At 38.3% G+C, this 15,163-nt stretch carries 10 protein-coding genes; 3 read left to right on the top strand and 7 right to left on the bottom strand.

The window, feature by feature from the left end:
- Positions 1 to 30: 30 nt before the first annotated feature.
- Positions 31 to 3,267 carry a VPS10 domain-containing protein gene (locus tag JKP34_RS01885; RefSeq protein ID WP_201917131.1) on the bottom strand — a complete coding sequence of 1,079 codons (3,237 nt, stop codon included), beginning with the start codon at positions 3,265 to 3,267 and terminating at the stop codon, positions 31 to 33.
- A gap of 630 nt (positions 3,268 to 3,897) precedes the next feature.
- Between JKP34_RS01885 and JKP34_RS01880 the strand changes: the two genes are divergently transcribed.
- The gene (locus JKP34_RS01880; protein WP_201917129.1) at positions 3,898 to 6,813 is read left to right on the top strand and encodes a T9SS type A sorting domain-containing protein; all 2,916 of its coding nucleotides are present in this window, start codon (positions 3,898 to 3,900) and stop codon (positions 6,811 to 6,813) included.
- A 27-nt stretch (positions 6,814 to 6,840) separates the two neighbouring features.
- Here JKP34_RS01880 and JKP34_RS01875 read toward each other — a convergent pair whose 3' ends face one another.
- The 3 genes from JKP34_RS01875 to JKP34_RS01865 form a co-directional block, all read right to left on the bottom strand.
- Positions 6,841 to 7,656 (bottom strand): NAD(P)H-binding protein, encoded by an 816-nt coding sequence (locus tag JKP34_RS01875; protein ID WP_201917127.1) that lies wholly within the window; start codon positions 7,654 to 7,656, stop codon positions 6,841 to 6,843.
- A 144-nt stretch (positions 7,657 to 7,800) separates the two neighbouring features.
- Complete coding sequence (locus JKP34_RS01870) at positions 7,801 to 8,016, bottom strand: hypothetical protein (protein WP_201917125.1); 216 nt, start codon at positions 8,014 to 8,016, stop codon at positions 7,801 to 7,803.
- Between the two features lie 11 nt (positions 8,017 to 8,027).
- Positions 8,028 to 10,427, bottom strand: coding sequence for a TonB-dependent receptor (locus JKP34_RS01865; protein ID WP_201917123.1), 2,400 nt, complete (start codon positions 10,425 to 10,427; stop codon positions 8,028 to 8,030).
- A gap of 239 nt (positions 10,428 to 10,666) precedes the next feature.
- Between JKP34_RS01865 and JKP34_RS01860 the strand changes: the two genes are divergently transcribed.
- A complete protein-coding gene (locus JKP34_RS01860) occupies positions 10,667 to 11,719 on the top strand; it encodes a sensor histidine kinase (protein WP_201917121.1) in 1,053 nt (350 codons plus the stop codon).
- Positions 11,720 to 11,723: 4 nt separating this feature from the next.
- Positions 11,724 to 12,482, top strand: a complete 759-nt coding sequence (locus tag JKP34_RS01855) for a LytR/AlgR family response regulator transcription factor (RefSeq protein ID WP_201917119.1) — start codon at positions 11,724 to 11,726, stop codon at positions 12,480 to 12,482.
- Here JKP34_RS01855 and JKP34_RS01850 read toward each other — a convergent pair.
- From JKP34_RS01850 to JKP34_RS01840, 3 genes are all read right to left on the bottom strand, one after another.
- Positions 12,479 to 13,798 carry an aspartate kinase gene (locus tag JKP34_RS01850; RefSeq protein ID WP_201917117.1) on the bottom strand — a complete coding sequence of 440 codons (1,320 nt, stop codon included), beginning with the start codon at positions 13,796 to 13,798 and terminating at the stop codon, positions 12,479 to 12,481. The genes JKP34_RS01855 and JKP34_RS01850 overlap by 4 nt on opposite strands.
- 50 nt (positions 13,799 to 13,848) lie before the next feature.
- The gene (gene ribH, locus JKP34_RS01845) at positions 13,849 to 14,337 is read right to left on the bottom strand and encodes a 6,7-dimethyl-8-ribityllumazine synthase (protein WP_201917115.1); all 489 of its coding nucleotides are present in this window, start codon (positions 14,335 to 14,337) and stop codon (positions 13,849 to 13,851) included.
- A 73-nt stretch (positions 14,338 to 14,410) separates the two neighbouring features.
- Positions 14,411 to 15,106 (bottom strand): tetratricopeptide repeat protein, encoded by a 696-nt coding sequence (locus JKP34_RS01840; protein ID WP_201917113.1) that lies wholly within the window; start codon positions 15,104 to 15,106, stop codon positions 14,411 to 14,413.
- Positions 15,107 to 15,163: the final 57 nt, after the last annotated feature.

Genomic DNA, 15,163 nt, shown 5'->3' with positions numbered 1-15,163 from the left:
AGTCATACTATGATTAGTTTTTCAATTATCTTACTCACCTAGCTTTTCGTAATCCTTAAAAGGTGATAAATCCAGCTGCTCCATTTTTTCGCGATAGGACTTCCATTCGTTATCAAAGAATTTATTGACTTCAGCAATTTGAGCAGCTAACGCCTCGCTTGCCTGCTTTTGAAGTCTTTCTTCCGTTTTACCGGGAGCTTCTAAGGACGAGCCAGCATAATAAGATGCATTTCCGATTCTGTCACCAATATCTGGCTTTGGTGATCGGATAATACCTTGCTTTTTGCTGTTATCTTCCCCAACAAAAGGAACAATTAGGGCTTCAAGCGAGTCTTTCATGGCTTTGCTATTTTTGATTTCTTCCTTAAACTGCTCCTTGTCTTTTTCTTTCATCTGCTTGGTGTAGAAATCAACAATTTCTTTGGCTTCCACTATGCGTTGTGTGGCTGCAGCGGCTAAAGCTCTCTCTTTTTCTAATTGCTTTTGAAATTTATATTGATCCTCTAAAACACCTCTATCTATTTCCACTCTTGGGTCATACTTCACATCAATCATGCTAGAATCCATATGCTCGCCAAAAGTAATTTTGATTTTGTAAGTTCCCGGCAATACGCTTACGCCACCTACTTCAGGTGCGTCATCTTTTATTTTTCTTCTGCTTGGTCCGCGAACTCCAGCTTCATCCATGCGCCAATACATTCTGTGCAATCCACTTTTCTCAGGAGCTTTTTGCTTGATGGTTCTTATGAGTTCATCTCTATTGTAAACCTGGAAAGTAAGGGAGTCATAGCTGATTTTTTCTTCTTTATCTTCGGGCTCATCCTCTTCCTTGTCCTTTTCTTCTTCATCTTTTTCTTTTTTCTCAGGAAGGTTCACCAAATATGAGATCATGGCATTATCGCTTCTGTTTTCTCCATTAAACATGGCATTGGCACCAAAACGAGTACCTGTAGGTTCCTGATTAATTACCTGATAAGCAGTAGGTGGTGTGAACAGCTTCAAAGGTTTATCCAGTATTTGCTTGCCTTCCTTTGCTAATACCCTTAATGGTCTGATATCATCCATTACATAAGCGGCTCTGCCAAAAGTACCTATCACTAAATCATGCTCACGCGGATGAATGACTAAATCTCTTGTCGATACTTTAGGATAGTCATTGGTCCACTGTGTCCAGTTTTTGCCTCCATCTATACTAAAGTACAGGCCACCATCAGAGCCTAAAAACATAAGATTTGGCTCCACAGGATCCTGAACAAATGATAAAGTATAAGTCCATACCTGATCAGGAGATACTATATTTTCCCAGCTTTTACCATAATCGGTAGTGTGGAATAAATAAGGTTTGAAGTCAAAGTTTCTGTAGTTATTCACTATAGCAAAAGCTTCACCTCTGTTATGACTGGATGCAGTTATTTGCGCCACCCATGACTCAGCAGGGAAGCCTTTAATATTGCTGCTTACTTTAGTCCAGTTTTGACCGCCATCTTTTGTGATGTGAATCAAGCCATCATCGGAACCTACCCAAATTACATCCTTTTCTAAAGGAGAAGGAGCAATGGAAACAATTGTAGTATTATTTTCAGCACCTGTGGCATCGATCGTTAAACCGCCACTTTCTTCCTGCTTTTGCTTTTCAGGATTGTTGGTTGTTAAGTCAGGAGAGATGATTTCCCACGTGCTTCCCTTATCTGTACTTTTATGCAAAAACTGGCTACCGAAATAATAAGTGCTATTATCAAATGGATCGATTGCTATAGCGGCATTCCAGTTAAATCGTAAGCGCATATCAGGGTCAGGATGTGTTGGACGCACAATGCGCTGATGTCCTGTTTCCTTATCATACCTCACTACAAAGCCTTGCTGAGATTGTGCAAAACCGAAACGTGAATTATCTGGGTCAGGAATAACATCAAAGCCATCACCGAAGGCTAACTCCTGCCAGTAAGAATTTCTGATTCCTTGTGATTTCCAAACGTAGGCTGGGCCGCCCCAGCTTCCGTTATCTTGCATACCACCGTATACATTATAAGGATATTCATTATCTACATTTATATGATAATACTGCGCCACCGGAAGGTTTTCAACGAATCGCCATGTTTTACCTCTATCATGTGAAATATTCAAGCCGCCATCATTTCCATCAATCATAAAGCTTGGATCATTTGGGTGAATGTACCAGGCATGATGATCGGGGTGTACACCTACACTGGTGCCATAGGCAGGCATCAGTTCACTAAATGATTTACCGCCATCTTCACTTACATTTACATAGGTGAAAATAGTATAAAGCCTGTTTTCATTTACCGGATCAACATAGAGCTCAGAGTAGTAAAATGGTCGGTTGCCAATTTCCTGACCATCAGAATTCATTTTTTTCCACTTATAGCCACCATCATCAGATCGGTATAATGCATTATCTTTTGATTCTATTAAAGCATACACCCTATCCGGATCGCTTGGGGCAATAGCAAGACCTATTCTACCCAACTCACCTTTTGGCAGTCCGCTATCTTCTTCTTTATTAAGTTCTTTCCAGTTTTCTCCGCCATCTACAGTCATGTAAAGGCCAGAACCTTCTCCGCCAGATTTAAAAAAGTACGGATACCTTCTGTGTTCCCACATAGAAACGATTAGCTTGTTCGGGTTAGATGGATCCATCACCATTTCAGCGGCTCCGGTTTTCTCATCTACATACAATATTTTTTTCCAGCTTTTACCACCATCTGTAGTTTTGAAAACACCCCTTTCCGGATGCTCACCCCACGGAGAGCCAATGGCCGCTACATACACAGTATTCGGGTTTTGAGGGTCAATCTTTATTCTGTAGATGTTTCTCGTTTTTTCAAGCCCCATCAATTGCCAGGTTTTGCCGGCATCTAATGATTTATAAATACCATAGCCTCCGTTTAGACTATTTCTGGGATTACCTTCACCGGTGCCTACCCAAACAACGTCAGGATTATTTTGCTGGATAGCAATAGCACCCACGGACATACTTTGTTGGTCATCAAAAATAGGTTTCCAATCGATGCCACCACTCTTTGACTTCCATACACCGCCTGAAGCCGAGCCAGCATAAATTATATCAGGCTGATCTGTAACAACATCAATAGCGGTAATTCTGCCGCTCATTCCAGCTGGGCCAATGCTGCGGACATCAATTCCTTTTAATTTATCGATGTCGACCTGCTGAGCAGAGGCGGTTTGAAATGCTACGAAGAAGCTTATCGCAAGAAGCTTATTAAAAAAACGATAAAATCTATTCATTCTATATTATGGGTTTTAGGTTATGCATTCTTCAATTCTTGTTAAGGGGTATTAATAACAAGTAACAAGAGCGATAAAAGGACAGTTACTAATTATGTACTTTATTATCGCTATAACTATTTAATATCAGCGTTTAAAACAGCATTTCAAAAGAAATTGCGATAACTGTGCATTTAAGGTGTTCAGCGGTTTCAGCGTCAACTGAGAGGTTATTGTGTTTAATATGCAGTACAAAACCACCAGAAGTAAGTTTTGTCGAAAGATTTCGGGGCTTAATCATTGAAATAACACTGCTAACCGACAAAATAGGTTTTGTTAAAAACGTATTATTTAGGAAATCCATGTAAGAACATACCAACAAGCGGTTACAATCTGATTAATTTAATGATCTACTAACAAAGCATTACGCTCGATAAACACGTCTGATTTAAAGATGAGTAAAGGCTTCAGTATGTTTGTTGTTCACCAAACTTAAAAGGGGACATGCAGCACATTTCAGTTAATTGGAGATCTTTAATCTATTACATACTTGTTATCGCAGCGTTAATTTTTCTGACTTCGAAAAGTTTTGCTTCAACATCAACTCCCCCAAGCTGCGATGATAACTGCTTCACAAGCGAGATCATAAGCTTGACAGAGTTAGAGGGGGGATGCATTGAATATGAGATAGAAGTAAGTTTTAAAGGAGTATGCTCACCAGCGCTAAGTCATTACTCACTAGATTTAGGTTGCGGTATAGTTTCGAATGCTTCTAATTCTGAGAACTGGCCTATGTCACTTAATACAGTTGATCCAACAACAGGCTTAGGCGGTTTAAAGGTTGATGAAATTCAAGAGTTTGGTGATGAAAGTTCATTAGAATCGTTTACAGTAAACTTTACTTTTTGTCCTTCCGGTTGTGGTGATGTTACTTGTATTAGCCCTGCTATTGCCTATAAAGCTGGTACATGTGTATTTAGAGACACCATAGATGCCAACTGTATAAAGCCACTTGAAGTAACTGCTCAAGGAAGAGAATTATCCTGTGCTAATGATCAAGATGGGGAAGCTTATTTAAGTATTTCTGGAGGAGAAACACCTTACAATATCACCTGGTCAAACGGTGAATCAGATTCTATAATTACACAATTGAGTAAAGGTATTTACACCTATCATGTTATTTCAGCAGATAGTCAGGAAATTGAAGGAACGGTAGAGATTACCGCTCCAGAAGCTATAAATATTAGTGAAACCGTTGTAAACCCTTATTGCAACATCTCTTCAAATGGTGCGATTAATGCAGATGTGACAGGTGGTGTTGCTCCTTATGAATACAGCTGGAACACAGGCGATAGTACAAATGCAATAGCGGATCTAAATGAAGGAACTTATATTCTTTCTGTGATGGATGCTAATGGATGTACAGCCTCTAAAAGTTTCACATTAAGTAATACATTAAACCTAAACATAGTTGAAGAAATTAGCCAACCAGGTTGTTCTGGTAATGGTGGAAGTATATCTGTGAGTGTTGCCGGAGATTCTGCTCCTTACTCGTACCTTTGGTCAAACGGATCTACAGCAAGTGAAATTACGGATCTTTCTTCGGGTCAATATGAGGTTACCGTTACAGATAGTGCCGGTTGTTATGTTTCCGAGACCTATACGTTAAGTGCAAATAACACCTTAAGCGCCAGAGCTTACGGTTCTTATACCAATTGTAATAATGATTCAATAGCAGAGGTAAGGCTTTACGTTGATGGAGGCACAGCACCATTTACATATAGTTGGAATACAGGAGATACTACCCAAAACCTTCAAAATATACCTGAGGGCACTTATTCAGTAACTGTTACTGATGCAAGCGGATGTACAGCAAGTGCTAGTACTTATGTGAGACAAAGAAGCCCCTACATAGTTGGAAGCACCGACCCAGTAGTTTGTAATAATCTTGGTAGTATTACAACAAGAATCTATTATGCACAAGAACCTATCAGTTATGTTTGGAATACTGGTGACACAACGCAAAATATAGATAGCTTATCAGCAGGTACTTATACGCTAGATATTACTGATGCCAGCGGATGTACGGCTAGTCGAACTTTTGTTATAGACGAGCAAGAAAGCTTTTCAGTTAATATTCAGGAAAGCTCAACAGGTTGCGGTGATAGCATCAACTATTCACTTTCAGCAACTGCAAATGGAGGAACTTCACCATATACTTATTTTTGGAATACTGGAGACTCTACCCAGTTAATTGATAACCTGGAGGAGGAAACTTATACTGTCCTAGTAACTGATGCCAATGGATGTTCCGCTGAGCAAACTTATAATTTAACCATTGAAGAGCCTGAGCAAATTTCCTGTAGCATCGTAGCCGACTCAGCTACATTTGATTGTAATTCAACCAACAATTTTCTTTACACTACCTATACGGGTGATGTTGTAAGCTATGAGTGGACAGTGAGCTCGCAGGATACAACCTGGACAATAACATCTGCGACTAATGGTGAAGGAATTTACTTTACAGCAGGTTCAGATAGCAGTATGGCTACTTTTACTTTAATCATTACCAATGCTAACGGCTGTACTAGTAGCTGCAGCTATCAAACGCAGGCTTGCGTTCCAAATAATGATGATTCGAGTGATGATGATTCCGATGATAGTGACAGTGATGATGACTCGGATGACTCTGACGATAACGGAGGAGATGATAGTGACGATAACTCAGACGATGATGGATCGGGTGACGACTCAGGAGACGATGATGGCGATAGTGATAGTGAAGATGGAGATGATAGCGAAGATGACAATGATGAAGATGATGGCGATAGCGATTCAGAAGACGGAGACGCTGATGATGAGGAAGATGACGGAAATAATGGTGGTTCTGATGAAGATAAAGAATGCACAGACTGCTTTACTACCATCATAACTGAGGCTTCTGTAGACGATGAAATTTACAATTATAATTTCGCAGTTGACATTTATGAAGTATGCAGTTTTGACCTTAGTCACTTGACATTGCAGCTACCTGAATGTGTGACTTTAACAAACTATTCTAATTCCGAAGGTTGGAAAATGGAGTATGTGAAAAATGATCCTACAACTGGATTAACAGGAATCAAAATTGATGATATACCTAACTTCAAGGAGGCAGGAGATCAATTTCAGTTTAGTATCAGCTTTACTTCTGATGGTTCATGCAATATTAATTGCTGGTCGCCACTAGTTGCTTATAAAGCTGCTCAATGTGTAATAACTGAGCAGGTAGAAGAAGAATGCTTAGCAACGCAAAGAAGCTCAATTGGAGGAATTGATATATATCCGAACCCGGCAAGTGAATACATATATATTGATACTTCTTTACTAAATAAAGAAACAGTTTACTCTGTTAGTTTGTATGATGGGGCAGGTAACTTAATTACTACCTTGGCAAAAGGAGATTCGAATGATTTACGTCAACCATTAGCCTTACCAATAAACTCGGTTACAACAGGAACTTACTTTATTCATATCAGCAGTACTAATGCTGAGCCAATGGTTCACCGATTAATGATTAAAAATTAAACTATTCTATTTAGTGAGCACTTATTTTTAGTGCTCACTATTTTCATACTTATACTCTGTAATCAACTGAAGTACGTTTTTGTGAGGGTGTCCTGTAATCTTCTCGAAATCCGAAGTGACATTAAAATCACCTACTTTGATGCTTTCATGAATGCCGGCCAACAGTCTGCCAAATTTTTCGCCTAGTGCCTCTGCTCTTAAATGAGAATATTTTTCAACACTAATATTCTCAAAAGCCAAATCGAGCCCATAAACATCATTGATAAAATCAGCTAACTGCGTTTGAGTGATACCTTCACCAGCCACATTGAGTGTTTGCCCATCAAAATCGCTTTTGGTAATGGTGTGTAATAGCGCTTCTGCTACTTCTGTTCTGCTGGTATAGCTGCATAGACCCGTTCCGGCACAGTTTTCAATCTTGGCTATTTTCCTATATTCAGGAATGTAATCTAATTCTGCCCCTATGTATAAACCACTTCTTAAAATAACATAAGCTAAACCTGATTGAGCCAGTAGTTCCTCGGTTTTTCTATGAATAGCCACAACAGGAGCAATAGCTGTTTTATTCTCTTCACCAATCATGCTCACATAAACCACTTTTTTAACACCTGCTTTTTTAGCGGCATCTATTACAGCCATGTGTTGCACTAACTTTGCATCCAGTTGGTCATAATCGGGGATGAAAGCTAGTGTATCGATATCCGTGAAAGCCGCTTCAAGTTTTTTGGCGTCATCCTTAACCTCATCAGTAATTGCAATTATTTCAAGGGCATCTTGAGTGGCCAAGGTGTTAATGAGTTTGTTAGCTAGTTTGCTTTCAGCAGATAATATCCCGATGGTCATGTGTTTTCTTTTTCCACAAAGATAAAAATTGGTTTAAATCAGCAGCAAGAATGTTGTGTTATTCTTTTAGTAGAGCCGTTGTTGTTCAGAAAAAAAGCCCGACTAATGCCGGGCCATCATTCAAACAAATCAAAACTACCCTAGCTATTCTAGTATTTGAATATCATATCCCAGACTTTTCGTGAAAGCCATTATCTCATCATTATTGATCGGCTCATTTGAGGAATGAACTCTTAAGACATGTTCCTGGTCTGCTAAGTCCGAGTTGAATTCCAGATTTGGAAACAGTATCATTAGCCAACTTTCAAGCATTGTAATATTCATGCTTTCTCTTAAACTTGTTGTAAATACTTCTATCATTTTTTAAAGCATTAGAATTGAATTCGATATAATACATCAGGGAAGAAACCTATTTGGTAAACACTATTGATTTCATCAGCATTTTCACTGTATCTTCTTACAAACTCATTCTTTCGATTGGTCACATTTTGTAAGTCCACGAAGAACTGATGAGAAACATTTCGCTTTTTACTATTGAGTCTAACCCCAAATTTTACATCTAGCCTTAAGTAATCATCATATTGTTGTGAGAAAGCTCTTTCATTCATTAAAACTTCATTACCACCATTAGCACGTGTCGCTTCCAAATCTATAGGGGTAAACCATTTTCCACCCGATGTAGTGAACTTGGTATCAAAAGTAAGTGCATGCCTACTATCGTCTCCGAACTTCCATTCTTTTCCGAAAAGCATATTGCCAACATAGTTGTTGTTAAAAGCAGTATTTCTTTCAATGCCATCGCTACCCTTATAGGTTGATTCAAACAATGAATTTGTTAGTAGTAAGTAGTATCCTTTGCTGAAGAATTTCTCAAGTGTTAGTTCCAAACCATAATTAGTGCCAGTACCTTCATTTACTAATGACCCTTTGTTTTCAAAAACGAAACCAGCGCCTTCATTTAAAACTGAATAGCTTGAGGCCGTGCCTTCAACAGGAATGTCAAACAAGCTTTGATAATAAGCCTCAGCTTTCAGGCGCCAGTTGCTTCCCAAAGTTCTGTCATAGCCAAGTACAAAGTGATGACTTTTCATAAATCCCAAATCACTATTGGTTCTCTCGTAGCTACCATCAGAAAGCCTTTCTTCATAAAAAAGAATGGGAGAAGGCACAGCCTGAGCGTGTAATCCGTATGCCAAACTCCATCTGCTTACATTGTTGGATTGCCAGCTGGCCGCTGCTCTTGGCTCTAAAGCAAATGCTTCGGTGTAGGAATGATACTGACTATGTAAGCCTGCAGTAACACTGAAATCATCAGTTAATTTATATTCGGTTTGCCCGTATAATTGATGAATTTGATAGGTGTCGTTTATGTCAGTTGCCGAAATAAAATAGTCAGGAATACCATCATTATTCTCATCAGGTATATCAGGGTTGTTATCTCTGTCTTCCACATTGAAATCAACAATAAAATGTTCACTTAACAGGCCAAGCCTTAAGCTCCATTGCGCATTGTATTTTTTGTTGAGGTTTGATGTAAAAGAGACTCTATTTTCTCTATTGCTCACGTTAACAGCTCTGTAAGTATCACTCACCTCGTCATTGTTATTAAGAATGAAGTTATCCTGAAGGTATGCGCTATAGTTAGTGGAAGCGGCTAATGTACTTTTTATATAGGCAGACTTACTTAATCGCAAGGTGTGAGAAAGCCCGCTAATGCCTAGTTGATTATCCACATATGCGTTTTGATCTGTTTCTGCGAACAAGTCGGTTTCATCCGTTTCTTCTCCAAAGAAGTCTATGTTACTTAAGCCGCCAAGGCCAAAAAGTTCAAACTTACCAAGCTTGCTTTCTCCTAAATTTACTTTGAAAGAGAAATCCTGATAGTACGGTGTTCCATTTGTTCCAGTTGCTGCCAGACTGGCAATACCATAGCGGTAAGATGCCACAAATGAGCTATTGTTCTTTTTGCTGATTGGTCCTTCGGCTAAAAACTCTAATCCGCTGTAGGCACTCATTTGTCCGGTAAACTCGTACTTATCTGCATTACCATTTCTAAAATTAACATCAAATACTGCAGCGTTAGCATTTCCATATTCTGCTGGGAAAGCTCCTGTTAGAAAATCTGAGGTACGCAGTAAATTAGTGTTTAGCGCATTTACCGGTCCGCCCGTTGTTCCAAGCGTAGAAAAGTGATTAGTAGTAGCAATAGGTATACCTTCAATTCGCCATAGTAAACCAACTGGTGAATTACCTCTCACTACAATATCGTTTCTGGAATCATCTGGTGCACTTACACCTGCAAAGGAGGTTGCCAATCGGGCAACATCATTTCTACCTCCAGAAAAACGAGTAACCTCTTCAAGGCTGAAAGTTCTGGCGCTTACTTTTGCCAAATCATTAAGCGGGAGGTCTTTGTCAGCTTTGGCTGTAACCACTACCTGCTTCATTTGCTCAACAGACTCTTCCAGCATAATATTGAGTACTACCTCTTTGCCGGCAGTAACCAAGGTGTTGGGTATACTAATGGTTTTATAGCCTATAAACTGAACTGCAAAAGTTTGTCTGCCAACAGGAACTTCACTAATAGTAAAGTTTCCATTAACATCTGTAACAGCTCCCTTTAAAGGGTTTGAACCTACCAGTACTACGGCCGCTCCTATTATTGGAGATTCGGAAACGGCATCAGCTACTCTACCTTTTACGGTTTGACTTTGCCCGAATGCATTTGTCATAACCAATAATAGAGTACTTAAAAAGATTAATTTTTTCATGACAGATTGATTTTGTTTGAGGCTAAATTAGATGAGCCCTCCCCACAAGGGAATCAAAATCATACTGGAACACTTCAACAAGAACCTGAACATGCTTTTTACTGTGATGAAACGTATTTGTGGTCCTGTAAAAGTCCCTATCTAACTTCAACTGTAATATTTTCTGCTTCAGTCATTGTTTTTACGGCTATACCGCAGTAAGCATTCTGACTTATAAGGATAATTGCGTATTTTGTTCTATGCAGTTGTGGCTAAAAAAAATTGGAATAAAGGAAATATACGTTCGGTGGATCGGAATACCATTATTGGCTTTAGTGATCACTTTAGCCAAGCCTGAAGATAATGATCCGTGGCTTATAGAGTTTGGGTACAGTTTACTGTTTACGGCTATTTTTTGGAACGGCTGCTACCTCATTATCAAACATTTCAGAACCAAATACCCTGAACTATCCAGTACAGCAAAAAGGCTTATTTATACGATAATGTCTATTATGGTGCTTTTAATATTTTTCAGCCCGGTCATGTGTTGGGCCATGAATATTCATACCCTCAATGAATTCTCAGACCCTGCCGTGTTTTTTGAGTACACTAACATTAATGTGATAGCATCATTTATCGTTGGCTCATTATATGAAAATGTCTATTTCTTTGAGAAGTGGAAAATAAGTATTCAACAAAATGAAGCTTTAAAAAATCAACAGGTGCGCACACAGTTTGAGGTTTTACAAAACCAGATGAGTCCGCATTTTCTTTTTAATAGTTTAAATACTCTAACTACATTGATTGCAGAAGATGCGACTGTAGCAGTTCAGTTTACAGAAAAACTCTCAGAGGTTTACCGCTATATTCTTCAGAATAAAGAAAGGGAAATTGTAAAATTAGGTGATGAACTGGAGTTTGTGAGAAACTATGTATATCTGTTGCAAATTCGTTACCCTGAAAACTTGAGTGTTGACTTTAAAGTTGCAGATGAATTAGAAAACTGCCATATAGCTCCACTGACCATTCAAATTTTAGTAGAAAATGCCATTAAGCATAATGTAGTTTCTAAGATGAACCCTCTGTACATTAACATTTATGTTGAAAATGGTAAATCTATTGTGGTTAAAAACAACCTTCAGAAGAAAAAGGTGATTGAGAAATCTACCAAAACAGGCTTGGATAATATTAAAAAGCGATATGCTTATTTGGGTAACTATAAAATTGACATTATTAACACTGCTAATAATTTTATGGTTGCTGTACCACTGATAAAGGTTTGGAAAGAATCAGAAGAACTTATAGAAGCATAAATTAATGAAGTTACTAATCATCGAAGATGAAGCTCCAGCTTTCCGAAGGTTGCAAAAGCTCCTTACTGAAATTAATCCTGATCATGAAATTGTAGAGGTTATAGACAGCGTGGAGGATTCTATCAACTGGCTCAAGAACCATCAGGCGCCCGATTTAATCTTTATGGATATTCAATTAAGTGATGGCATCAGCTTTGAAATTTTTGATAAGATAAATATTACCAAGCCGGTAATTTTCACTACAGCATTTGATGAATATATGCTTCGGGCTTTTAAAGTTAATAGCATTGACTATTTATTGAAGCCCATCAAAAAAGAAGATCTGGAAGCGAGCTTACTAAAGTACCGACAAATTCATCAGTCGAATAATTCAGGAATTAATTTAAATGAGCTTATTAGTCACATCAAGCTTGATGATAAAAAGTACAAATCAAGATTTCTTATTAAGCTAGGCGAAAAACTTATTTCCGTGGAAGTAGATAATGTGGCCTTCTTTTATACTCATAATGGTTTGGTTTACCTTAAAACACTTCAGGAAAAGAGCTATATAGTTGACTTTACTTTAGATGAACTCAGTGATCAGTTGGATCCGAATACTTTTTACAGAGCAAACCGACAAACACTTATTCAGTTTAAGGCTATAAAGGCTGTGCACAAATGGCACAAAGGCAAACTCTTAATCGAACCTATTGTAGAACATCAGGAAAAAATTACTATCAGTACAGAAAAAGCAACTGATTTTAAAAACTGGCTAGGCGCTTAAAACACCCCATCATTCAACTTCTTCAAGGCTTCTTGTTTGAACTTAGTGTCAACAACTATTGATATGTTGTGTCGGCTACCACCGTAAGAAATCATCCTCACCGGAATATCACCTAAAGCGGCAAATATTTTCCCAACCAGTCCTGGTTTTTCAGCCACCAGATTGCCTACTATACAAATAATACTTTGCTCAGCATCAACCTCTACCTCACCGAAAGGGCGTAGTTCGCTTAAAATACTGTCCAAATAATAAGGGTTGTCAATGGTGACAGAAATAGCCACCTCAGAAGTGGTGATTACATCTATGGGTGTTTTATACTTCTCGAATATTTCAAAAACTCTTCTTAAAAAGCCATAAGCCATCAACATGCGCAATGACTTAACCTTAATCGCTATAATTGAATCCTTAGCAGCAATAGCTGTAATGCCTTCTTTCGTTTTATTAGTGCTGTCAATTAAAGTACCAGGTGCATCAGGCTTCATTGTGTTTTTCAACCTAACAGGAATACTCTTTCTTTGTGCAGGTCTTATGCATGACGGATGCAAAATTTTAGCACCAAAGTAGGCCAACTCAGCAGCTTCTTCGAATGAAAGCTCAGGAATGCTAAAGGTGTTTTTAACAACTCTTGGGTCATTATTGTGCATGCCATCAATGTCAGTCCATATTTGGATTTCATCCGCAAAAAGAGCAGCTCCTATTAATGATGCTGTATAGTCGCTTCCGCCTCTTTGTAGGTTATCAATATGCCCTTCAGCATTTCTACAAATATATCCCTGGGTGATGATCAATTTAGTTTCTGCAGGCAACTTCACTAAAACATCTGATAGCTCTTTGTTGATGTATGCTTCATCTGGCTCGGATTGTAAGTCTGTTCTCACAAAATCCAATGCGCTTATAAGAGCACTTTTCAGCTCATGCTCTTGCAGGTGAAGGTTAAATAGCTTGGTAGACATTAACTCACCTTGTGCAAGTAATTCTTTGTCTCTTCTATTAGTAAAGGGTTCTGATAGGCAAGAATTGATGAACTGCTCACTTTTTTCAAGTGCTTCAATAGCTTTTTTCTTGAAATTATCGGCTGAATAAAGCTCTTCGATAAAACCGCGGTATTTATGGTCTAATTTTTCAACCACTTTTTTAGCTGCTTCAATATCCTTCCTTCTTAAGTGTTCACCAATTTCCACCAAGCTATTGGTAACACCACTTAAAGCAGAAAGTACAACAACTTTTTTTTGACTATCAGCAGTAATAATCTGCCGAATTTGATTCATGCCTTCTGGTGTGCCTACAGAGGTACCACCAAACTTCAATACCTTCATAAAAAGAATAGCTTATTAATACTTATTAAGGAATAAAGATTTTATGAGAACTATAATTGTTGAACTAATCCCAGCATTTTAATTGCGGTGATAGCTGCTTCATCACCCTTGTTCCCATGTTTACCACCTGCTCTATCTAATGCTTGCTGTTGGTTGTTAGGTGTGAGTACTCCGAAAATTACCGGCTTATTGTACTTTAGGCTTACGTTAGTAATGCCCTGAGCTACTGCATCACAAATAAAGTCAAAGTGCTTGGTTTCTCCCTGAATTACACAACCCAGGCAAATTACTGCATCTATATCACTTTTCTGTGCTAGCCACTGAGCGCCTAACGACAGCTCATAACTACCAGGAACATAGTGCTTGATGATGTTCTCCTTTTTAACACCATTTTCTATCAGTGTTTCATAAGCGCCATTAAAGAGTGATTCTGTAACTTCATCATTCCACTCAGAAACTATGATGGCAAATTTATTATTAGCCACGTTGATGATGTTTTTCTCTGAATGATCGGATAGATTCTTAAGATTCGTTGCCATATTATTGAATTAAAAACAAAAAAGGGATAAGTGTGAACCTATCCCTTTTTTAATTACTTATTTGAACTTCTTTTTAGTTTTTAGCTTCTAGCATGGATAGGTACTTGCGAGCCTCATTGTATTCCTTTGAGTCCTTATACTTTTCTACCACCTGTTTATAGCTCTCCATCGCTTTTGAAGATTCATTTGCCTTCTCATAGGCCAATGCTTGTTTCATTAAATACTCTGGAGTAAACTCTTCAGTACTCTTATAATCAGCAGCCTTACCATATTGATCAGCAGCTAAAGTATAATTACCTAATTCCATATAAGCATCACCCATTAAAGCGTAAGCTCTGGATTGTACTAATAAATCATCAGCGCCGAAGGACTCTAAATAATCTATAGAGGTTTCAAATTCACCTTTTTGAAGATAAACAGCACCTAAATAATAATTCGCAAGATTACCAGCTTTAGTGCTACCGTAATCTTCAACTATATTAAGGAAACCGTAATTGTTACCGTCTCCATCTATTGCTTTATCAAGCTCACCATTTTCAAACCAATAAATAGCTTGAAACATTTCTTTTTGAGCCTCTTCGTTTTGGTTGTTCATATAATAGCGATAGCCAAAAAAACCAACTATCACCAAGGCGATTAATCCACCTAATCCAAAAACAATTTTCTTGTTCTGCTCAATAAACTCCTCCGTTTTGGTGAGTTGTGATGCAAGTACTTCCGGGTTTTCGTAAAACTCAGTACCTGCTCCTTTTTCTTTCGTTTTTGCCATTGTAATAAACTTATAGTTTTTGCGGCTTCGTGCCGTTTCAAACCTTTCAATTAATGC

The sequence above is a fragment of the Marivirga atlantica genome (assembly GCF_016734805.1).
In the GTDB taxonomy this organism is placed as follows: domain Bacteria; phylum Bacteroidota; class Bacteroidia; order Cytophagales; family Cyclobacteriaceae; genus Marivirga; species Marivirga atlantica.
This window is presented reverse-complemented; position numbering and strand designations above follow the sequence as displayed.

Coding starts and splice junctions, on each gene's coding strand:
- JKP34_RS01850 (WP_201917117.1), bottom strand. CDS start 13,798: ATGAAGGTATTGAAGTTTGGTGGTACCTCTGTAGGCACACCAGAAGGC.
- JKP34_RS01840 (WP_201917113.1), bottom strand. CDS start 15,106: ATGGCAAAAACGAAAGAAAAAGGAGCAGGTACTGAGTTTTACGAAAAC.
- JKP34_RS01870 (WP_201917125.1), bottom strand. CDS start 8,016: ATGATAGAAGTATTTACAACAAGTTTAAGAGAAAGCATGAATATTACA.
- JKP34_RS01860 (WP_201917121.1), top strand. CDS start 10,667: ATGCAGTTGTGGCTAAAAAAAATTGGAATAAAGGAAATATACGTTCGG.
- JKP34_RS01865 (WP_201917123.1), bottom strand. CDS start 10,427: ATGAAAAAATTAATCTTTTTAAGTACTCTATTATTGGTTATGACAAAT.
- ribH (WP_201917115.1), bottom strand. CDS start 14,337: ATGGCAACGAATCTTAAGAATCTATCCGATCATTCAGAGAAAAACATC.
- JKP34_RS01875 (WP_201917127.1), bottom strand. CDS start 7,656: ATGACCATCGGGATATTATCTGCTGAAAGCAAACTAGCTAACAAACTC.
- JKP34_RS01885 (WP_201917131.1), bottom strand. CDS start 3,267: ATGAATAGATTTTATCGTTTTTTTAATAAGCTTCTTGCGATAAGCTTC.
- JKP34_RS01855 (WP_201917119.1), top strand. CDS start 11,724: ATGAAGTTACTAATCATCGAAGATGAAGCTCCAGCTTTCCGAAGGTTG.